Origin of the sequence: Sulfolobus sp. E5-1-F (assembly GCF_009601705.1) — an archaeon.
Taxonomy (GTDB): Archaea; Thermoproteota; Thermoprotei_A; order Sulfolobales; family Sulfolobaceae; genus Saccharolobus.
In genome coordinates this window covers 1,009,206-1,032,123 of record NZ_CP045687.1, presented here as the reverse complement: position 1 = coordinate 1,032,123, position 22,918 = coordinate 1,009,206, and the positions used below count along the sequence as shown (strand labels likewise).

Genomic DNA, 22,918 nt, shown 5'->3' with positions numbered 1-22,918 from the left:
ATGAAGAAGTGTATTAGATATGATTTGTATATTGAGGAGTGTAAGCCTGGGAAGGATTACCTTTATGAGATGGATTGTAAGGAAAGTGAGGAGGGCAATATAAGGAAAATTGAATGTAATGGGGTAAAGTATATTGAGATGGTGGTGAGGTATGATAAGGGGTAAATTGTTGTTACCCGAAAAAAGGGTTGTGTTAGTGAACGAAAGTGAAGTGCAGAGTTTAAGGAAAGGCGTTGTAGACGCTTTAAAGGCGTTGGCGCTTTCAGCGTGTGAGTTTGCTGGAAATAATGAGACGAAAGCAACTAATATTTTCGCCGATCTGATTTCTATGATTTACAAACTACCTATGTTGATTTCTTACGTATCTAGTAATAAAATGCAAACTTCCCATTCTAATAACGAGCTGTCAACTCCCTATGAGTACTTCTTTGCTTATATAGTGTCTAGGCATTTATCAGATGATCCCATGCCAGTTGATGATACTGAAAAATTATTGGATAAATTAGAGGAAAAAAAGGATGCTGTTAGAGAAGTTTTAGATTACGTAACAACTTTGAGGAAAATTTACGAGCAACTACTTTACGTTCCAGCTGATACTAGGCCAGGATATAATTTCACGTCATTGGCCTCTCACCTTCAATTGTCATCAATTTTAGTCTGGTTGTTGCAAAAGGGATCAGTGGATTTAAACTACTTAAGGATTTCGGCTTTACTTCATGATTTAGGTAAGTTGTTTAACCCAACTCAACACGTTAGTGAATCTATTAAGATTTTGGATGAAGTTATTGAGGGATCCGAGTGTCTAAAGGCCAATTTGACCAGGGTGAAGAGTTTAATTGAACAGCATCACGCTCCTTTGGAGACTATTTTGAACAATGCTGATAGGTTGGCTGCAGCTACTGATAGGTTTAGTGAGATCGTTAAAGGTGCTTTAAATAATTCGAAAATAGGTGAGTGTTATAGTTTGTGTTATGGCAAGGATGCGAGGACAAAGGAGTGTATGGAGTGTTTAGAGAAGTACGGTGATGAGACGTATAAGGAAGAGAGTAAGAGATTGTATGATATAATAAGTAATTCTGTTGTTAGTCAGAAAGTTGAGGGTAATCCTATAGGTTATCTTGTTTACGTTGATTTCCCTGGAATACAGAGATTCATAACGAGTTTTCCAAAGTTAAGGGAGATGAGTTTCGCTAGTTTTCTAGTGGACTTTGTAACCTCAGTTTATTCATTTATACTCTTAGATCAAGCATATTACGAGAGGACTGGTAAGAAGTCTAGAATCCCCGCTGAGGCGTTGTTAAGTGGTTATGGTGGGCATTCATATATTATAGTTAGGAGTGATGTTGGTTCTAAGGATGAGGTTAAGGCTTTATTGGGAAGTGGTTCTTCCTCAGCTCTTAGCAAGTTAGATATTAGATTAGACGTTAAGGTTGTTGACTTTGCCTATGAGAGCTACGTTAGGAATTACAAGGAGATTTACGAGGAGATAAGGTCTAAGAGTTATGAGAGGTATTTGATTAATGGAGATGGGAGAGTTTACTCCTATGGTTTGCATAGAGTTTGTGATAATTGTGGGATAAGGCCGGCTGTTGATGAGAGTGAGGATGGCGAGTACTTATGTGAGACTTGTAAACTAGTTAGGAACCTATCTAAGGATAGAGGTTTTATGGCCAAGTATAAATCTACATATACTCTAGTTGATGAGGGACAAAAACTTATTAAGATTTGTCCTAGGAACGATATAAAATTTGAGCGTAAGAGTGATGAGTACGCTAGTAAATACGCCATGGAGATTATTGCGGGTTATCGTAATATTTCTGATAGTAGATATGTTGCCTTAATTAAGGCTGATGGGAATAACGCTGGAAAGATCTTTGGAAATACTGTTACGTTTTCAGAGTATGTAGATAAGAGTTTTAGGTTAGATTTTGGAGTGAAGAAGATGTTCTACGATACGTTACTGGAAATTATGAGGGCTTCTAATGATGAGTCAATTAAGAAGGATCTGGTCTCAAGGATTTTACTAGGTGTGCTTTACTTAGGTGGTGATGATATAATGTTATTGTCGCCCTCAGCGATTGCAGTGCCATTTGCTGTTAAAATGTTTAAGAATAGTGTAAATTATACGGGGTTTACGTTCAAGGTGGGTGTTATATCTGTTAAGCCAGACCACCCAGTACAATTCGCTTATAATGCTGTAAATGCGCTTATGGAAGAGAGCAAGATCCATACGGGTGAGAAGTCCTCAATAGGGGTTTTGGTGTTTTCTTCGACTTTGGCAAGTGAGGGTGTTGTTAAGAGTGATTTGGAAAGTTATAGGAAAAAGAAGGAGAGTTTGTTAATGGTTTCCAATGACATTGATGATGTAGAGAATTTCCTAAGAATGATGGAATTGAATGACTTTGGAAAGCTCATTGAGTTGTATGGGAATCCGGAAGAGGGAAGGAAGGTAATTAGGGATAAGATTAGACCTTTAGAGAATTTCGTCAATTACGCTGATACTCACGAGTTTTACAATACTTTAGCCTACTTGATAAGGGCTAAGGCTAAGAGCGAGGAAAACGATTTGACTAGGAAGATAATTAATTTCACTTTAAAGGATAGGGATAATTTCGTGTTTCCACTTTACGATTACTATTTCATCTTAAAGTCAATTAGGGTGGGAATATGATATCGATTAAGGTTAGCATGAAGAATTTGGGTTCACTCACAATAGCTGGAGGAAGTACTATAAGCTCTATTGATATACCTCTAAACCCATTAGGAGTTCCACCATCAACAATAAAGGGCGCAATGAGGACTGCAGTACATAATTTATTACCTAAAGGGTTTACGTCATGTGGGGAAATAGAGCCTGAAAGCATTAAGGAAGCTCACAAAAATGGGATTTGTGACGTTTGTAAGCTTTTCGGTTATCCAGATTCCCTTACGTCGTGTTTCACTATAGAGGTTTCCCAAGCTAATTACCGTGTATCACATATAACTAGAGTTTCAATTGATGATAAAACGCAAAAGGCTAAGGAGGGTTCCCTTTTTACTCAACAAATCATATTGCCAAATAGTGACATTTCCTTTACAATTCACTACAATTGCAATGATGAGAGGTTGTTTAAACTTTTACTTTACTCTATTCTGGGTTTAAGGTATTGGAGATTGGGAAGGAATACTATGGTTGACGTAAAGGTAAATAACGTTGAGGAGATTTGTAAGACCGTTAGGTGCGATGATGAAATTAAGGGAATATTAAACCAACTTTCCAAATATTTGTGGGAGGTTGAGGGCAAATGATGTTAATAAGGTTAAAGGTTAAAGGCTACATAACTACTCAAATGAGGAGAATTAGGAATTACTACTTCTCAATAACGAACTACATTCCTTCAACAACTCTTAGGGGAGCTATACTAGCTGAATACTATAACCAAACCGGGAAGATTGACGAGAACTTTTACGTATCCCCAGCTTATCCAATTAGGACTGCGCCAGCCCATTACTTTAGCCCTGCTACTGAGAGGAAGGGTGATGAGTTCATTGAGGCTAAAAAGATACTTGAGAGAAAGGAAAAGGAGTTTGACGCTAATAAGCCAATTGAGGAAATAATGAAATTGAACATAGAGGGTAAATACCCCAAGCCAAAGATCGGATCTTTAATAACATATGAGGGGGAGACTGATAAGGAGAACAAGTACAAAGGATTCTCGAGTAAATCAATTATTCAAATGCACGTAGCTATTGATAAAACATCAATATCGTCATATAAGGGAATGTTGTTCGCCTATGAGTACAAGCAATTTGATGAAATGTGGGCTATTGCCTCAGACTCTGAAATTATTGATACTATTAAGAGAATAAAGATTGGTAGGGGAAAGAATAGGGGCAATAAGATTGTCGACGTTGAAAAGGTTAGGGAAGTTTCATTGGACCAGTCTAAAGGGTTGTTATACTGTCTATCGCCTTGTGTAACATCGCTATTTGGTAAAACGTTCTTTAAAGCTAAATACATCATAGGGGATAAATCAATTTACTCCGGCTGGTTTACTGTTGATAGTTTTAGCGGTCAAAAGCCAGTTTTTGAGACGCTTAAGGAAGGTTCGCTAGTTTACGTTGAGAGCTTTAGTAGTGAGAAGAGTTTGATGCCCGCTGGTCTAAATTTCATGTTCAGAATATCAGACTTAAAGTCACTACTTGATAAGGTGAGTTAGAATGTCTATTCAGGTTTTCAGGCTGAATTTCAGATTAAGGACTGGTTTCAGGGTAGGTGGAGGTCAAGAGGTAGGTGACAACGTGTTACGTCAATTGAGGATAGGTGCAGATGAAGTAATGATCCCTGCCAGTAGTTGGAAGGGAATGTTTAGAAGGGTTAGTGAGATCATTTTCAACAGTGAAGAACATTTTGAGGGGCACAGTAAAAAAGAGGTAGACGTTAAAACGATAAATACCTTACTGAAGAGCGATGAGAAGTTCAGAAGGATAGCCATAAGCGAAATTGGTAAGGATGTTATTACACAAAATGGTATAAATGTTGATAAACTGGATAGTGGAAGTTTGACTGATCTGATGAAACTTTACAACGAATACAACTGTCCAATAGAGAGGTTATATGGAAGTAATTATTTCGCAGGAGGTATAACTATTTCGGATAGCGTTATTCGCGATTCAAGGATCATGGAGAGAATACACGTTACTATTGAAAGGAAGAGTAAAAAGGGTTCTGAAGGACATTTGTTTGGTGAGGAGATAGTTGATACTGAAAAGATTGAGGTTAGAGTCATAGTTAGAAATGAGTTTGAATTATGGAAAAATACTTTAAAGTTCTTGAAAGAGATTGGCTACTTCATTGGAGGAAGTAAGTCTAGGGGTATTGGTTACATTGTACTAGACGAAAAGGAAAGCGAGTATGCAGTTATAAATAACGTTATTGAGACTCCCAAATTCACCGAACTTAGGGAATATCTGAGTTAACAAATGAGGAAGTTTGAAAAATAGCAAGTCTTTTTTAAGCATACTTAGAAGAAGTGTTTATCATGTAACTCTATCAGTGAAGAAGGTTCATCAATAGTAGTTTGCTGAAAATTACCTATAGTATATAACGTTTAATTTTTCCAATGTAGGATTTAAGGTGTATTTATACTATACACGCTTGGTGTATTTACGATTATTGAAATCTCCTTGAAGAGAATCTGTGTTAGTATTTGAGGTAAATTTACGTAAAGTACTAGAAAGCCCTTTCAGTGAACTCAAAAATCATTATGTAAACGCAACATTAATACTCATTTTCCTTAATAACTTAGCAGATTAGTGCTCTGTAAATTGCCTTGTTTCGTTTGTTAAAGAACTGTAGGAATCTTAGCTTTATCTTTAGCGAAGTCCACAAACTCATCTATTGCCATTCCAGCCATTTCTGAAGCACCTCTATAGTCCCCTGTTTCTACGTAGTATTCTAGTGCTATTCTTATTTTTGTTGGTTGTGATCTTATGAAGTCCCAGTCTGCATATTTTCTCCTAATTTCCTTAGCTTCATTAAATCTCTCAATCCACTCCTTCAAAGCCTTCTCATCTATCATATAATATTAAATTAAACCATAATAACTTAAATCTTTATTAGAAAACATGTGCCCAGTCTCCCTAGAATACTCCTTAATTTCGTTTCTTATGTCTGTTACTAATCCATTTCTGTGAAGTTCAACTAAGACTTCCAATGCTCTCATAACCTTTACGTCCATATATTCCTTGTAGTAATTTACTAGCGCTACAGCACCTCCATTTTCCGTTAATACAGTATATCTCAAGACCTTACCGACAACTACACAATAAGCTTCTGGATAATCAACGGGTCTTAGTGGAAGTCTTCTGGTCTCATAAACTAATCTCAATGCCTCATCTCTAATTTGGGGTAGTTCTGGGAATATTGCAAGTTTATTACTCTCTAGTCCCTGAGCAATCCATAAGAGCGTTCTTTCACTTCTAACCTCATTAAATACAGATTCTGGAACATAAACAAGGTCGAAAATATGAAAAATTAGATCCCGTTTTGAGTATCTAACCCAATCTATCAAAAACGATGTATCTGCAATAGCAATCATATACTGGGAATCCTCGCCCTTATTCTCAATTCGTTAAATTCTTCCATACTCATTCCAGATATCTTTGATGCATTATATAAATCGCCGGTCTCTACGTAGTATTCTAGTGCTATTCTTATTTTTGTTGGTTGTGATCTTATGAAGTCCCAGTCTGCATATTTTCTCCTAATTTCCTTAGCTTCATTAAATCTCTCAATCCACTCCTTCAAAGCCTTCTCATCTATCATATAATATTAAATTAAACCATAATAACTTAAAACGTTAGTTGAAATATAGAGGAGTGTTCTCATACAGTCATCTTATTCGAGAACTATTAGTAAAATTATATCAGACTATCTCTAAAATATACTGTATTCCATTCAAGTAGGTCTTGTCTAAGGGCGTAATCTCTCTCGAAAAGAATGTGGAAAGCAATTTACTTAATTTGAAATAAAGTGTGTAAAGTGTTTTCATGAACAAAATAAATACTTTTGTTTGGCGTAATACCTTTTTGGGTGAGCATGGGATTTTTGTTGGCATACACATGTGTAATAGATGGAATATCTCTGTGCTCACCCAAGTTATCTTAATCCTTATATTAATCTTAAGCCAAGATTTCACGTTATGGAGGAGATAGCGTTAAGCCTAGTTATTTAGCTGACTTATCCCTTTGCTCTACTATTATAAGAGGCTTGGTAGGGTTAAGTATGTGTATTCTTGAGTGGTATTTACGGGACTAAGGTTGTTTGCGTTAGGGGTAATTATTACTACGCTTGGATTATTAGGGATGTTGTGTTGAGGAGTTTTCACGTGTTGATCGTTAACGTTAGGGGAATTATTAGTTAGGAGGGTTAATAGGGTAGTTTACTTACATGACGGGATATCAGTCCCTTGACTGGTTTAATGTTGGGCATAAGAGGGTTTGGTAGGAGGAATTACGCCGAGCAATGACATTAAAGGATAGGCTCCCCCCATGAACTTTCCCCTATTTTAATGGTTAAAGAGTTGGCTCTCAATCTTCTTCCTACTCTACAACCTTCTTTACTCTCAAGTGTATTTAGTGGATAAAGAGTAATAATTATATAAATGTAAATATTTCAAATGTATGAAATTGTTGACCACACTCGCTACTGTCCAATTGCTCGAGTTAAGTTTAAAGTTATGTTATATACTTTTTAATACTGTGATTTATACTTTACAATTTCAACTAAAAACCTCTAATGACGTGATCGTTCCCCCTTTTACATCCAAACTCAGTAGGACCTTATTCTTATCCTTCTCCCCAACCTACTCAAAGATCATTGAAAGCAAGGAACCACACAAACCCTTAAGAATAACCGTAATAAAAGATCAAGGTAAACCCCTATACTCCACGGGTAAAAGTAAAATAGTGCTAAAGGCTGAAAACACATACACATTTACCGTAAACACCTTATTAGAGGATGTCGTAAAGGAAGTGGTAAAGACAGAAAGCGTTGATAAGGAAATTTACAATACGAAATTTCACGTTGAGTTGGAAAATATAATAGTGAAGGAAGAGTTTAAGGTTAAAGATGCCAGATTTTATAAAATTCACTTTAAGACACCAACACTCCTACAACCACCAAGACCAAGCATAAAAAGAAAAGCCAATAGATATGTCTTGTTCCCTTACGTTCCACTCCTCTTTTACTCCATAGTCTCCCATTGGAACAGATATATGAATAGCAAGATCGTTGGAGTAACTGGTACAAAGACCCTATATTATTTTAGAGAAGTAAATTATAGGATAAGGCCTTTAACTGCATATTATGGGAACATACCTAATAAGGGGTTTGTGGGATGGGTTTTATTTGAATTAAAAGCTAAGAAGGGAAGTAAATTAAGGGAAAACATCAGAAGGCTCTTAGATTACGCAAACTACTTCGGTATAGGAAAGAGCAGAAATATAGGTTTTGGAGAAGTAGAAGTCACATTCCTTGAATAGATGTAGTAATTTTCCGTGAACAACCTTGCCCTAACAGTTAGGCTTCTTTTTGCCAATGCTCCTCTATTCCCTCTTCACCTTGTTCAAGAATAACGTGAAGAGGGAGGATTTCAGACTTTTATTCATTCTATCACTTATTGATAATATATTCAATGTAGAGGATTTTTAGTTAAATTATAGAAAACGCTTAGTAATACTGTAGATTTATTTTTTAAGGAGGTGATTTTGGGTCTATCATAAAAGGCGAGGTTTTCTTGATTTTTAAGCGACAATAAGAACATCTTTCAATTTTTGGGAGATTTGCCATATGTAGAATAAGATTTTATACAACTCTAAATTTCATCCTTTCAGTTCCTTCTGTGATTTATCATCATAGTTCAGCGGGACTGGCCTATCATCACTAAACCCTTTCAGTTCTTTCTAAGATTTATCGAAGAACAGGGTGAGACAGAATCTTCAGTTTATTGTAGCCTTTCAGTTCCTTTTAGGATTTATCATAGTGCGTCAAATTCTCTTATTTCAAAATCCTTAGCTTTCAGTTCCTTTGTGGATTTATCTATTGGACTACGTCTATAGACGATATCCAGCTTTCACCTTTCAGTTCCTTTTAGGATTTATCTGGTGTATTTTTATACTTCTATATCGTTATCTCTCGTTTCTTGCTTATAAGTTTTTCATTTCTCTCGTCTTTCCACCATGCGACCAATTTTAGTTGTAATTAATTTAACAAATTGTGGTAGCAAGGATTTTTCTGTTTAATTGAAACATGGGTTATCATTTATATACGTTCAATTATTTCATAACGATTCGTTTTAGTCGCATCTAGACTCGAACTATTACACTTTTAAACTCCTTAATCAACTCGAACTTTACTTATCGAATTCATCGGTAATAAGTATAACTAAACTCGTATCATATCGTAGTATATTTTCTATTTATTCTATAACGCTTTTGAGTGTGGTCAATAATTATAACCTGGGTGAGCACTGGGATATTCTATCTATTAGACATGTGCATACCAACAAAAATCTCATGCTCACCCAAAAAGGTATCACGCCAAACAAAAGTATTTATTTCATGCTCAAAAACAATCTACACGATTCATTTCAAATTAAGTAAATTGCTTTCCATACTTGTGATTTTTGTAGTAAGACTTTATACTCTTTTAGATCCTTCTATCTCCATTTCTTCTTCATGGGTATGTTAAGACACACACTATATTTTTAGTATAATTACTTCCCTTATTTTAGGATTAAAAAAAAAAGAAAAGCAAGAGAAAATTGGAAAAGGGTTAAAAAATATGATTCATCAATTTCTGTTACACTCTCTTCTTTAATTCAGCTCTCTTGATCTTACCTGACTCAGTTTTAGGTATTTCATTAACAAATTCGATCTCTCTAGGATAAGCATAAGCTGCTAACCTGTTCTTAACCAAACTCACTATCTCCTCCTTTAATTTCTCACTAGGCTCATAACCTTGCTTTAACACTATAAACGCCTTAATTATCTCACCCCTAATTGGATCCTCCTTACTTATTACAGCAGATTCTAAGACGGCAGGGTGCTGATTAATTACGAATTCAACTTCCTCTGGACCTATCCTATATCCACTACTCTTTATTAAGAAATCACTTCTACTCTTAAACCATATATAACCGTACTCATCCTTCCATCCTAGGTCTCCCGTCAGTAGGAAACCACCCCTTATCTTCTTAGCCGTAGCTTCTGGGTTCTTATAGTATTCTAACATAACTATAGGATCTGGTAACTTTACAGCAATTTCTCCTACTTGATTATAAGGTAAAACATTTAGGTTCTCATCAACTATTTCAATAACATGTCCAGGTATCGGTTTACCTAATAAGTTGCCTCCTCCCTTCTCCTCCAATATCTTCATAGGCATTATCTTACTATTAGTTCCAGTTAATACATTAGCCTCAGTCTGACCATACCCTACATTTAAAGGAGCACCTAACTTCTCCCTGCTCCATTTTATCAAGTCAAAAGTAACAACACTACCACCACTTACCAATGACCTTAATTTTAGATCATAATCTTTAGGATTTACAGATTTCATTATAATATTTAACGCAGTAGGTGGTGCAAAGAAGCATGTAGCCTTAGTTTCCTCTAGAACTTCCATAACCCTTCTAGGATCTAATCTTCCACCTCTATTATATGCAACCATTGGTTTCCCGAAATAAAGGCTTGGAACTACCACATCTAATATTCCAGCTATCCAACCCCAATCCGCTAACTGAGAGAATATATCATCTTCTCTCGGAGCCATTTCGAATACGAACTGATACCAAGGTACATGGGCTAGAACTGCTGCGTGAGATAATAAAACCCCTTTAGGTAATCCCGTAGTTCCAGAAGTATATAACATGTGAGCGGGTTCTGATGACTTAGTCTTTACTGGAGTGAAAGATGAAGAACTCTTCTTTATATCGCTAAAAGTATAATTACCTTTACTAAAACTAACTACTGTCTGAGCTTTCAGTTCCTTAATTATATCCTCCCTATCTGTAAATAACACTTTAGCCCCACTATGCTGAATTCTATAATTTGCAGCATCGATTCCGAATAGTGGAGTCATCGATAGTGCGATTGCTCCCATTTTATATATACCAACTATTACGGCTGCGGTCTCTGGCCTAGGTCCTATCATAACTCCTACTGGCTCACCTCTTTTCACACCTAATTCTGATAAGAAATTAGCAACCTGATTTGAGAACGAATTCAACTCACTGTAAGTAGTTTCTGATTTATTTCCTTCATCATCTCTATAAATTATTGCAATACCATCTTTATTTCTAGAAATAGCTTCACCCATATTGAAATACTCTGGAATAGTCCATTTGAATTCCCTATATAGTACATCATAGTCGTCAGTTCTAAACGTTCTTAGATCTATTTCATAACTCGAATTCAAACCTAAGTCACCTCCTCATTTTATTACTACTGGGTTTATTGGAGCACCAGTAGCCTTAAGCGGTGCACCAACATATAAGAAATCCCATTGTCCATCCTTACTACAATCCTCTGCTAGATCCTCTAGCCATAAGATCTCATTGAATACTACTCCTAAATTTCTCATAAGTGCAGCGTGAAGTGGCAATACTATTCCCGTATCTGGATGAGTTGTTCTTTCATTTCCTATAGTATCCGTTCCAAGGACAGGAATTTCCATATTGTGGAACCATTCTATCAATTCTTTTCTATAAGTTAATCCAGGCTCTACAAAGTTTTTATAAAATTCTGCAGGATCTTTTTTGAAATACTGTGCTATCCAGCCTGTTCTAATTAAGAGTATATCATGCTTTTGTATCTCAATGCCTTCTTTCTTTGCACAAGAAAGCAGATCATTTAAAGTTATTTCTTCCCCGGGAGATAACGATTCTACACCTTTACATCGAGCCACATCTATTAGCACTCCGTGTCCTACAATACCTCTTTGAGCTATAGGAAGAACACTAGCTTTACTAAGACCTCCTATCGTCTCCATTGCACTATAACCGTTCCATATTTTATCACCATACCAAGTATGTCCTAGCGCATCTATCTGAGTAGTTCCTTGTAAGAACATTATTATAATATCATCAGCGTATTCTAACCCGCCATAAAGTAGCTTATTTTTACCCGACATGTAATACCCTTTATCGTTAACGTTAATTCTAATAGCAGATGTTCTACCGGGCCATACTGGATCACCTTTAGGTGAACCCACAATCACCTGAAGTGTAAAGACCTTACCTTGCCTTACAGCCTTAATACCTCTTAATACTTCATTAAAGTTTAGTGCACCTACTTCATCATCATTACCCCATCTTCTCCAGTTAGTCGGAGAGTCCTTAAGTAATTCTTCTAAAGTAGTTACTTTTTCTTCCATGTTTATAATTATTAATATCTTATATTTAACTTTTAATTAACATTCCCTTTTTATAGAAATAAACGATTTTAATTATAAACTTAAAATCTACTTTAACAAATTTGAATTTATGTTGAAAGGGCACTTAAATACATATAAGGGTGACTCAAGATACCTTAATTAGAGCTTTACGTAAATTTACCTTGAACCTTAAACACTAACGTAAATTCTCTTCATGGAGATTTCAATAATTATAAAATAGTTTAAGCGCGTATAGTATAAATACTCCTTAAATCTTACATCGGAAAAAATTAAATGTTATATACTGTACGTCATTTTCTGAAGACTCCTACATATATTAGGATTTATTGAAATAAAGGTAATAATGATTATTGAGAAATATTCAAGAGTTCAACCAAGCAGTGAATTCATCTCCTTCTAAATAGTGAAGCTTTGTACCCACATTTGTCGTATATGCCCCCTAATAGAAGATAATCCTTTTATATTAGTATTATTTAATTGTATATCAAAGAGGTAATAAAAACGAAGTTTGAGCACAAAAAGATAAGATTAATAGTTTCTCTACTGTTAACGTTTCTGGTATTGCCTCAATCTTCGTTAAGTTTTTCTTACTTTTACAGTAATTCTACATTCACTTCCCCCCAAGGTAACCTGACTCAGTTTAATCAACAGCTTCTGAAATACATGCAACTCGATCTTCAATATTGGTCATCACACACTAGTTATACACCCCAAGTCACTGAACAAAGCGCTTATTCTTCTTCAGGGAACGTAGTTTTTACTCAAACTGGAATACCAAGCGGGAATGAGTGGGTAGTTAGAATATTCTCCCAAGGAAATGATTGTATAGCTAGATATTCCAGTTACTCTAATCAACTTTCATTTAACCTTCCCAATGGTAAATACATTTACGTAGTGAGCTCATGTGATCCTTTGTATGTTACTAGCAACTCTGTTAACGTTTTAAATGTGCAGGGAAGTGCAAATGTGTCAATCCATTTTGTTCCTGCACCGTGGGCTGGAGGGCCCAACGGATACCATCCATATAAGCCAATAAATGGATATCAAACTATTACGCTAAGCCTATATCCAACTGAAGGACCAGAAGGCCTAAGCTTCGGTGCCATGAATTCAACCATAGAGTTCTGCGTATACTTAGGCTCAACCAAAATCTACTCAAAAGTGATAGTGGGTAATCCGTTCTCCCTCATATCGATAGAACCCAATAACGCTTATGGATATGTGAATTTCAATTACTCTGGACAAGGACTAACGCTAGTTGTTAAAAATTTAGGTCCTTCAACGGGATATTATGCTTATAGCCTTTGGGACTATTACATCGATAATTACATAGCCTCCCTTATAACTATACCTCCACAATTCGCACTAAACTTCGTACCAGTTAACTTCTATGAAAATAATACAGGATTATCATTCTTATTGAAAGCTCCAAATTACACTTCTGCCTATCCTCTAGCGATTTGGATAGGGGAGGGCTACTATGCACCCAATGGCAGTTTCTGGTGGGCCCAAGTGGGATTCAACAACTGGGTTAATGGCTCTCAAGGTTCTTTCTACACATCATATGCAGGATGGGGAATATTTTCAAATATGTTTCAAACTGTAGGGGGAACAGATTCCAACTACCCTCTCATACCTGGAGATATTTATAATTTTACCATGGCACTTATTTCCAATACCACATGGGGATTTTTTGTAAATGGTACTCCCATTGTAGAACCCGGATTAAACGGTTACATAAACACTAAAACTACTTACTCTAACGGAGGATTCACCTTGGGATTTGAGGTTTTAACAGAGGCGAGGATATGGTCTGAGAACGCAACTTCCTTTATTCCAAATCCTGTTACAGTAATTCAAGGAATGGAGATGAAAATAGGAAATCAGTGGGTGAAAGTTCCAAATCTAGGATTAGGTGTTGTAGGAGAGAATTGGTTTTCTATAGGAACTTCTAATTCTCCCGGGACTACCTTATTCAGTGTTCAAGGTAATATTCAAAACAATAGTATACCACCAGGGGAACTAATATTTGGCAATTATAATAGCTCAATCCTTGACATTCCTACTTCTATGAACGGTTATACTATCTATCCAGTATATGGTACTTTCAGCTATCCAGACGCCACATTTAATACGGGGCTTGATTACTTTAACGCCACAGTTTCACAAGGAGAGCTAAAAATTACTGTAAATCAGAATCAGACAATAGTATCTCTCTTCTCATTGAACTCCCTAGGAACGTTAACCTCATTTAAGAGCTATCTATTTAATCAAGGAGTTTATTATTTGCCTTTACCACAAAATGCCAGTAGGCTAGCGATATCTGCCTCAAGCAAACAAGGGATATATAATTTTAATTTAACCGGAAATTTTGGAAATTATGTGGAGGAAATATCACTTGATAACGTACTACCGCATCAAGTTATCTTTGTTGAGTCTGGTTTACCTAACGGAACAAAATGGTCAGTCACACTCAATGGCATTACAAAATCGTCAACATCTAACACTATAACGTTCAGTATTACTCCAGGGACGTATTCATATAGCATAAGTAGCGTCCCAGGATATACTGTCTCACACTCCGCTGGGGAAGTTACCGTAACCGATTCCAACGTTCAAATAAGTGTTATTTTCACTCCAGTTCCAACGCTATATAATATCACCTTCATTGAGTCCGGTTTACCTAATGGAACTAAATGGTCAGTATGGATTAATGGAACTGTACATACTTCAACTACAAGCAGTATCTCTATCCTATTGCCCCATGGTTATTACGAGTATAAAGTACTTAATGTGAGTGGCTATAAGACATTATCTTCGGGCTACGTTAATTTAACTCATAATATAACCATAAAAGTTAGCTTCTATGCCATATTCTATGAAATTACGTTTAAAGAGGAAGGGCTACCCCATGGTGAAGCCTGGACAGTCTACATTAATAATGAGAACTACACTACTACGTCAGATTCCATTACAATAACGTTGCAAGAGGGAGTTTACGATTATAAGATATTCTCAGCTCACTACTTAAATAACGTTAGCCAAGGCCTTGTAAACTTAACATCTAACGAAATAATTTACGTCAAATTTAGTCCCATCAACTACACCTTGATAGTGGTTGAAAGTGGCTTACCTATTGGTTATGAGTGGATAGTAGATATTAATGGTAGCAATTATACTACCACAGCTAGTGAGATAAATATAACGTTGCCCTATGGAGAGTACGAAGTTAGAGCATATTCTCAGTATTATGTAGCAAATTCTGAAGTGAACATCGTGAACCTAAGTGAAAATACTGAGTTGAAGCTCACATTCTTTCCAGAAAACTTTACTTTGACTTTTGAGGAAAGTGGTTTACCTAACGGAACTAAATGGTCAATATGCATAGATGGTAAGAACTACACTACTGCGTCGTCATTGTTAAATATAACTTTACCTTATGGTACATACGAGTATAGAATATTCTTCATTAATAATAACTATGTCCCCAACGTTACAGAGGGAAAGTTGACGTTAAATAAAGCTGAGATAATTTCACTAGAGTTCAAACCGGTAGTTAGCACTACGTCTAATATAACAACTCAGGTTACGAATTCAAATTCAATTGCTTCATCTAGTAATGTGGAGCTTATGATAGGCGTTATCATAGTAATAGTAGTTATAGCTGTTATTATTGTAGCTATGTTCATGGGAAGAAGGAAGTAAGTCTTCCCTTTTTTTAAAAAAAGAAGAGTAATAAAAAATGTTTTTTATGAATATAATTTTTACTGGAGTGTTCTCATATGATCATCTTATTCGATATTTAGCTGTAAAATTATATCAGATTATCTCTAATATACTGTACTGCCTTCAAGTAGGTTTCGTTCAACTTATCCCTCTTGAGAACATGTGAGGATACATAATGCTCAATAAGGCCAAGCCGTAATCTACCATCCTCCCACTCCTATTAACCTTAGTATCCCTACCTAACCTAGCAAGATCTACACCAAGAATTATGACTCTCCACAGTGTACCTCTTACTACCCTTTTATCAAGGACTTGATAAACACAGTAATGATCAGTATAGTTTACCCTAGTAGTGTCTCTTAACTCTTTATGAAAATTTAACGAGCAAAAAGTTTATAATTGAGGGGTAAAGAATCATGCGATGGCTATAAGGTTCTATTCTCATGAATTTAGGTTATTTGCGACCGGTATCTTGTCCTTTCTAATCTTACATTATTTAAAAAAGTTCTATCTTCCTTTGCCCGAAATTCAAAGTTTAACTCACTACCACGAATTACTCACCACTCTAGTAAATTTGATATTCTACTCTGTTATCGTTTCTCTATTGACCTATAAACTCTTTAAAGGTAATGAACCTGGCAAATATTACATTATCTGGTACTGGTCTATCTTTATTAACTACTACTTCTTTGGCGTTGAATTATATTTTCCCTTTAATTTAGGAATATTCACTGGGATTATTGTCTCTCTGCTTTACTCAATTCCACCAACTCTAGTAATGTATTTGATTAGGTTAAAGAATAGGAACGCAGACATAGTTTCGTTATCCACAGTACAGTTGTGGTTTGGGTCCGTAATGTTCTCAGTCCTAATTCTTCTCTCATTCTACACTAAGATTTCAATAACTCCCTTTCTCTATGGTTCCGTTGTAGGTTTGTTACTCTCATTTATAGCAATTGGTACTAAGAGAAACAAACTCAACTTATCCTTAATTCCCATGGTTATAATTGCGTTAAAATACTCAGAGAATTCATTCTTCCAAGTAACACCTTTTACACTCCTACTTGTAATTGCTTCCTCCTTCCTTATATTTTGGGTATCGATGAAGCCTTTGGTTCTCTTAGATAAGTCCACTGCAAAAGTTACCCCCATAGGTGTAGTATCGCCAATTAGATTATCATTGTTTTTCCCAATATTGATTATCGTCATATGGTATACTGCGAGATTATTAGCTAACGAATACTTTTCTCCACTAACTTTAAACACTTTTCCCGTTATTTTTCTGCCTGCTGTTGCTGATAATATCATAGTGGATTACCTAAAGGGAAGACAACTTAACAACATTAATAAAAGCCTTGGGGTGGAGGTAGAAGGTATACTAGGTGGAGTAGGTCTTGCAGATGGTCTGTGGTTAGATTTGGTTGGTATTATGATATACTATTTGACTATATTAAGGTTTGGATTTTTATTGGGAACAGTCATATATATCTTAATAATAGTCCCTATAATAGGGATATTAAGTAGATTTGTCTAGGTTTTAAGGTCGAGTGTTTACAGTAGAGAGAGGGGGAGTTCCATGCAATCATCTTATTCTTCGATATTTAGTCTTATAATCATATCAGACTAGAAATTTTCGCAAGTAATAGTTCTTAACTATTTCTTTAGTTTCAGCCTAGAGAGATTATCCTGGTTTTACTATGGTATATTACGATCTCTTAATATCGTAAGGGTAACAAAACTTTTCCGTCCAATAGAATTCTCATGAAAGATCTTCATTAAAAAGTTATTATAAAATATTAGGTCTCAATGTGAAGAGTCTGGCTTCTATGATATTTGCCCTTGAAACTACATCTCTAGGTGCGTTTAAAGAGTCCAAGTTTCAAGAGAGAAGTTTATATAAATCGTTTCTAAGACCTATGAAACTCTTATTAAAAACTTTTAGCAAGTATAGACTTGATGAAGACAACCATATTGCAGCGCTACTAGCATTAGCAGTATTCATATAAGGTTTTGTTGCTTATGCCGTAATAGCATACAACGTGTTAAATGTCTCATTCACAATACAAGACAGCAATAGTTACAGCAGTAAACCTAAATCTTATTGGGTGTATGCTTTCTATTTAGTAAATTAACAAGAGTTACAATGAGAGTTTTCTGAGTTTCTAGTTACTATCTAATCATTTTAGTAATTCCACTCAGAGTAAACCATTAACACTAAGCTGGCCCAATGGAGGTTATAACAATACAGCGTATAACAGTTCCCCGAAAATTAGGTATAGAGTGTATAATGTTTAATCTTTCCTATGTAAGATTTAAGGTATATTTATACTATGTACGCCTTAACTATTCATAGTTACTTAAATCTCATTGAGGAGAATCTATGTCAATATTTAAGATTTCAGTGATTTAAGGTAAATTTACGTAAAGTACTAATCGTAAAAGTTCCTCTCGATACTTCGTCAGAGTTTAACCTATTTCCTTAGTGTTCTAATTCCTTAACCTATAGGTTAAGATTAGTAATTATAAAAATTTCTAGTCTGATATAATTTTACTAACAGTTCTCGAATAAGATGACTGCATGAGAACACTCCCAGTCGTCCTATACTATTATGTATTTTTATCATTTTAAATAATTTTTAGTGTTACGTCGTAGGATTAAACGTGAAATTTACGTGATTATAAGTCTTTTTAAAAAGATAACTGTGCGTAAAAATGAAAGACAATCAAAAATAATAGGGTAAGAATGAAACAGTTATTTTCGATATGTAACGAATTTAGATGGAATCTCTCCAATAAATATAACTATTAAAGTTCGAGTTGATTAAGGGGTTTAAAAGTGTAATAGTTCGAGTCTAGATGCGACCGAAACGAATCGTTATGAAATAATTGAACGTATATAAATGTTAACCCATGTTTCAATTAAACAGAAAATCCTTGCGACCACAATTTGTTAAATTAATTACAACTAAAATTGGTCGCATGGTGGAAAGATGAGAGAAATGAAAAACTTATAAGCAAGAAACGAGAGATAACGATATAGAAGTATAAAAATACACCAGATAAATCCACAAAGGAATTGAAAGTCAATACGCTTTACTAGCTTGCCGTTGCGATAAAAACAAGATAAATCCACAAAGGAATTGAAAGCAAATTTGTCTACTACAACACCACCAAAAACAAGGTCAGGATAAATCCACAAAGGAATTGAAAGTATTTTCTGATTTTCGTTTAGTTGTTCTTCTTCTTTTTTGATAAATCCACAAAGGAATTGAAAGAGTTATTGCAACTAAAGGCGGTGCATGGGTAGAATATTTGATAAATCCACAAAGGAATTGAAAGAGAATCATCCCAAACGTTTGTGCAAAGTATTGTAGATTAAGATAAATCCACAAAGGAATTGAAAGATATATTTATTTGAAAGTTTATCAGTGTCGGCCACTTCCGATAAATCCACAAAGGAATTGAAAGATATAATCTAGGATTGAGATTGCGGTAAAAACACCTAGATAAATCCACAAAGGAATTGAAAGCTAGTAATGGACAAACCCAAACATTTCAGTTTATTCCTCTGATAAATCCACAAAGGAATTGAAAGTTTTTTACGTCTTGAGTCGTACTGTGTTCGAACAAATCGATAAATCCACAAAGGAATTGAAAGCTGGAATAGGGGAACTATTTGTTACGGTTACATTCGATAAATCCACAAAGGAATTGAAAGAAAGTTGTGAGTTGTTGTGATTGTAATAATGTATTTTCTTCGATAAATCCACAAAGGAATTGAAAGAACTTCCCGAAGCGGGAACACTTTGTGAAGACCATAGAGATAAATCCACAAAGGAATTGAAAGCCCACCATACCCAGCACCATTGAGAAATAACATACTACTGATAAATCCACAAAGGAATTGAAAGAACTTATATGGTTTGTGCTTAAGTAAGAGTTGTTCAATTTTGATAAATCCACAAAGGAATTGAAAGTTGTTGTGCGTTATTAAGAATCTCAACCAACTTGTTAAAGGATAAATCCACAAAGGAATTGAAAGAGACCACATATAATTCCAAATATTCATTTGAGACTAGATGATAAATCCACAAAGGAATTGAAAGTCCATCTTTTGCGTATAGAAAAAATACAAAGTTTTCAGGATAAATCCACAAAGGAATTGAAAGAAATTATTAGCACCGTTGTTACTACTTGGATGAAAACTGAGATAAATCCACAAAGGAATTGAAAGAATTTCCACGATAGTACGATTTATCCCTTGGGGTGTCGTCGATAAATCCACAAAGGAATTGAAAGTCAGCAGCATTTGGATAGAGATTCTCGTTCTTAAGCAAGGATAAATCCACAAAGGAATTGAAAGCACTAGGGTTTGCCGCGGCTGGTTTTGGTGCTGGCTATGATAAATCCACAAAGGAATTGAAAGTTGTAGAACTCTAATATCAGCTTATTGTTTCTCTTCTTAAGATAAATCCACAAAGGAATTGAAAGGTTTGTACTTTGCATCTACTGCACTGATGACATCGTCCCGATAAATCCACAAAGGAATTGAAAGTTCTCTTCTGTTTTCTTTCCCAGAAAACTCTTCTCCAAAGATAAATCCACAAAGGAATTGAAAGTGTATCACGTTATCAAACATGCATATATGTATAATCCTTGATAAATCCACAAAGGAATTGAAAGTATGAATATGATTCTATCCAAGCGTAAAGCGGAGTATTACGATAAATCCACAAAGGAATTGAAAGGAAATAACGCCAGATAAGATAAAGAAAAGACATGAGATTGATAAATCCACAAAGGAATTGAAAGGCGATAATCAGTGCATTTACTACCGCAGGAAATGACATTGATAAATCCACAAAGGAATTGAAAGCTCATATTGTGTAATTAATTCTGTTTGGTCTGGATTTAGGATAAATCCACAAAGGAATTGAAAGTATTACTCACCCGCATAGTCCTCCATCGTACCTTCTATGGATAAATCCACAAAGGAATTGAAAGATATTATCAAAATGGTAACTTCCAGAATCTTAACGATGTCTTGATAAATCCACAAAGGAATTGAAAGAGCCATAACGGCATCAATTATCGTCTGTAGATCGTTTAGGATAAATCCACAAAGGAATTGAAAGTTATGGTTATATAGCGTAGACTTTCTTCCATGAATATTGATAAATCCACAAAGGAATTGAAAGATACAGTTCTATTTCCTCATCAGTTTCATAAAATCGCAAGATAAATCCACAAAGGAATTGAAAGTTATCAATCCTCTTAATCATGAAGAAAGGAATAGCCTTTGGATAAATCCACAAAGGAATTGAAAGAAGACTGACCTAAAATTACTACTTTATCGCCCAAATACGATAAATCCACAAAGGAATTGAAAGAGTAGTTTTAGCGGAGACAGTGTTTACTTGGGTGGTACGATAAATCCACAAAGGAATTGAAAGAAGCCTTTAGGAATACCAGTGGCTTGTACTATTATGTCGGATAAATCCACAAAGGAATTGAAAGCCAAGAAAAGGCCCCCCACGGCACTCAGTTTCCCATCCTTTGGATAAATCCACAAAGGAATTGAAAGTACATCATTCCCACCATCACCAAATCAAGGGTGGTTTGTGATAAATCCACAAAGGAATTGAAAGATCTCAGCTAGGACTTGTTGGAAATTCTGCGGAGCGTAAAGATAAATCCACAAAGGAATTGAAAGTTTGGCTTAGCGTCAGTGCTAGTTAGCGTTTTTTAGATAAATCCACAAAGGAATTGAAAGATATAATGTAGGGCAAAAGCTAGCGGGAGTATGGTGAGTTAAGATAAATCCACAAAGGAATTGAAAGAGAAACCACTACCTCCTCCAAATCCATTAGCAAACGTCAAGACTGATAAATCCACAAAGGAATTGAAAGTTATCGTTTCTACTCTTGCTGTAAAACTTTTATTATCAAGATAAATCCACAAAGGAATTGAAAGCGATACTGTTGAGGCTTGTTTCGCAAACCCACCCCATTTCGATAAATCCACAAAGGAATTGAAAGTAACTTACAATAACAGATTTCAAATACGGCAACCAAAGATAAATCCACAAAGGAATTGAAAGATGACGCTGTAGCCGAGGGTACTGAGCCTACAACGGCTTTGATAAATCCACAAAGGAATTGAAAGTATACCTCTGACTTATCTTCAGTTAAAATTTGGGTACTGATAAATCCACAAAGGAATTGAAAGCTTTTTACGCAAAAAGCAAGTTCCAAACTTTAATTTTTTGATAAATCCACAAAGGAATTGAAAGCTTTTTACGCAAAAAGCAAGTTCCAAACTTTAATTTTTTGATAAATCCACAAAGGAATTGAAAGAATCTTAAACTTCTATATGTTTACGCCAGTGAGACAACCGTTGATAAATCCACAAAGGAATTGAAAGACTTTTACATCAGTTGATACTAAGTTCAAGTACAAGATAAATCCACAAAGGAATTGAAAGAGATAATCTTGTTGATTATAATGACTTACCTGACAAATAGATAAATCCACAAAGGAATTGAAAGGATATTACACTGAGGCACCATCGTATGCCAATTTAGTATGATAAATCCACAAAGGAATTGAAAGATCTTTCTTGGTTTTTTAGAAATATTTAAATATGTATGATAAATCCACAAAGGAATTGAAAGGTCTTCATGCACACCATCCTCCATCATAACGATTTTCTGATAAATCCACAAAGGAATTGAAAGCGAATATATTTGCGTAAGTTTTTTTGCTAGAATATATTCGGATAAATCCACAAAGGAATTGAAAGCGTTTTTGCGGTCCAATTTTTTTTTTACTTTCAGTCTAGCCGGATAAATCCACAAAGGAATTGAAAGAACTTCAAGATAAGCCTTAGGCGATTATTCAATATTGCTGATAAATCCACAAAGGAATTGAAAGACTACAATCTCAGCATTTAACTCACTAGCTAAAAATTCAACAGATAAATCCACAAAGGAATTGAAAGAAATGACGGGAAGTGCAGACATTACAGCGAAAGTGACGGATAAATCCACAAAGGAATTGAAAGGGGTCTTCATTCCTTTTAAACCTTATTCTACCCTTTATAGGATAAATCCACAAAGGAATTGAAAGTTTGCGTAGAAATTCGGCAACTCCAGCTCTAAGATACTGATAAATCCACAAAGGAATTGAAAGAACGCTTTACAACATTCACACCATCATACAAAACGTCATGATAAATCCACAAAGGAATTGAAAG

14 protein-coding genes, 2 pseudogenes and 1 CRISPR repeat array (1 of these 17 running past the window's edge) are annotated in these 22,918 nt (G+C 35.3%); of the genes and pseudogenes, 10 read left to right on the top strand and 6 right to left on the bottom strand.

What is annotated here, in order from left to right:
* From GFS03_RS05045 to GFS03_RS05025, 5 genes are read left to right on the top strand one after another with little or no spacing between them, the layout of a single operon-like run.
* Complete coding sequence (locus tag GFS03_RS05045; protein WP_238699213.1) at window positions 1-165, top strand: hypothetical protein; 165 nt, start codon at window positions 1-3, stop codon at window positions 163-165.
* Window positions 152-2,671, top strand: a complete 2,520-nt coding sequence (locus GFS03_RS05040) for a Cas10/Cmr2 second palm domain-containing protein (RefSeq protein WP_238699211.1) — start codon at window positions 152-154, stop codon at window positions 2,669-2,671. The genes GFS03_RS05045 and GFS03_RS05040 overlap by 14 nt, the downstream gene beginning before the upstream one ends.
* The gene (locus GFS03_RS05035) at window positions 2,668-3,288 is read left to right on the top strand and encodes an RAMP superfamily CRISPR-associated protein (protein ID WP_153422796.1); all 621 of its coding nucleotides are present in this window, start codon (window positions 2,668-2,670) and stop codon (window positions 3,286-3,288) included. Before GFS03_RS05040 ends, GFS03_RS05035 begins: the two co-directional genes overlap by 4 nt.
* Window positions 3,285-4,199 carry a hypothetical protein gene (locus tag GFS03_RS05030; protein WP_238699210.1) on the top strand — a complete coding sequence of 305 codons (915 nt, stop codon included), beginning with the start codon at window positions 3,285-3,287 and terminating at the stop codon, window positions 4,197-4,199. Before GFS03_RS05035 ends, GFS03_RS05030 begins: the two co-directional genes overlap by 4 nt.
* Window position 4,200: 1 nt before the next feature.
* A complete protein-coding gene (locus GFS03_RS05025) occupies window positions 4,201-4,959 on the top strand; it encodes an RAMP superfamily CRISPR-associated protein (protein WP_153422795.1) in 759 nt (252 codons plus the stop codon).
* A 365-nt stretch (window positions 4,960-5,324) separates the two neighbouring features.
* On the opposite strand, the gene GFS03_RS05020 is transcribed toward GFS03_RS05025, so the two are convergent.
* The 3 genes from GFS03_RS05020 to GFS03_RS05010 are packed head-to-tail and all read right to left on the bottom strand — an operon-like array spanning window position 5,325 to window position 6,307.
* Window positions 5,325-5,561, bottom strand: a complete 237-nt coding sequence (locus GFS03_RS05020) for a hypothetical protein (RefSeq protein ID WP_153422794.1) — start codon at window positions 5,559-5,561, stop codon at window positions 5,325-5,327.
* Between the two features lie 6 nt (window positions 5,562-5,567).
* Complete coding sequence (locus GFS03_RS05015; RefSeq protein WP_153422793.1) at window positions 5,568-6,080, bottom strand: DNA-binding protein; 513 nt, start codon at window positions 6,078-6,080, stop codon at window positions 5,568-5,570.
* Window positions 6,077-6,307 carry a hypothetical protein gene (locus tag GFS03_RS05010; protein ID WP_153422792.1) on the bottom strand — a complete coding sequence of 77 codons (231 nt, stop codon included), beginning with the start codon at window positions 6,305-6,307 and terminating at the stop codon, window positions 6,077-6,079. The genes GFS03_RS05015 and GFS03_RS05010 overlap by 4 nt, the downstream gene beginning before the upstream one ends.
* A gap of 243 nt (window positions 6,308-6,550) precedes the next feature.
* Here GFS03_RS05010 and GFS03_RS05005 point away from each other — a divergent pair.
* Together GFS03_RS05005 and cas6 are read left to right on the top strand one after the other, a co-directional pair.
* A pseudogene (locus GFS03_RS05005) lies at window positions 6,551-7,134 on the top strand (IS6 family transposase).
* Window positions 7,135-7,242: 108 nt separating this feature from the next.
* On the top strand, window positions 7,243-8,025 hold the full coding sequence (cas6, locus tag GFS03_RS05000) for a CRISPR-associated endoribonuclease Cas6 (protein ID WP_153422791.1): 783 nt from the start codon (window positions 7,243-7,245) through the stop codon (window positions 8,023-8,025).
* A 1,318-nt stretch (window positions 8,026-9,343) separates the two neighbouring features.
* On the opposite strand, the gene GFS03_RS04995 is transcribed toward cas6, so the two are convergent.
* The gene (locus GFS03_RS04995; RefSeq protein WP_153422790.1) at window positions 9,344-10,960 is read right to left on the bottom strand and encodes an AMP-binding protein; all 1,617 of its coding nucleotides are present in this window, start codon (window positions 10,958-10,960) and stop codon (window positions 9,344-9,346) included.
* A gap of 15 nt (window positions 10,961-10,975) precedes the next feature.
* Window positions 10,976-11,917, bottom strand: a complete 942-nt coding sequence (locus tag GFS03_RS04990) for a cyclase family protein (RefSeq protein WP_153422789.1) — start codon at window positions 11,915-11,917, stop codon at window positions 10,976-10,978.
* A gap of 684 nt (window positions 11,918-12,601) precedes the next feature.
* On the opposite strand from GFS03_RS04990, the gene GFS03_RS04985 reads away from it, so the two are divergent.
* The gene (locus GFS03_RS04985; protein ID WP_153422788.1) at window positions 12,602-15,643 is read left to right on the top strand and encodes a hypothetical protein; all 3,042 of its coding nucleotides are present in this window, start codon (window positions 12,602-12,604) and stop codon (window positions 15,641-15,643) included.
* Window positions 15,644-15,752: 109 nt separating this feature from the next.
* Here GFS03_RS04985 and GFS03_RS04980 read toward each other — a convergent pair.
* Window positions 15,753-16,015, bottom strand: a pseudogene (locus GFS03_RS04980) (IS1 family transposase); the annotation flags it as partial.
* A 70-nt stretch (window positions 16,016-16,085) separates the two neighbouring features.
* Between GFS03_RS04980 and GFS03_RS04975 the strand changes: the two are divergent.
* Both GFS03_RS04975 and GFS03_RS04970 read left to right on the top strand, forming a co-directional pair.
* Window positions 16,086-17,198 (top strand): hypothetical protein, encoded by a 1,113-nt coding sequence (locus GFS03_RS04975; RefSeq protein ID WP_153422787.1) that lies wholly within the window; start codon window positions 16,086-16,088, stop codon window positions 17,196-17,198.
* A gap of 292 nt (window positions 17,199-17,490) precedes the next feature.
* Complete coding sequence (locus GFS03_RS04970; RefSeq protein WP_153422786.1) at window positions 17,491-17,670, top strand: hypothetical protein; 180 nt, start codon at window positions 17,491-17,493, stop codon at window positions 17,668-17,670.
* 1,052 nt (window positions 17,671-18,722) lie between these two features.
* A CRISPR array of direct repeats spans window positions 18,723-22,918; the repeat unit is 25 nt; unit sequence GATAAATCCACAAAGGAATTGAAAG; it runs 850 nt beyond the window's last position.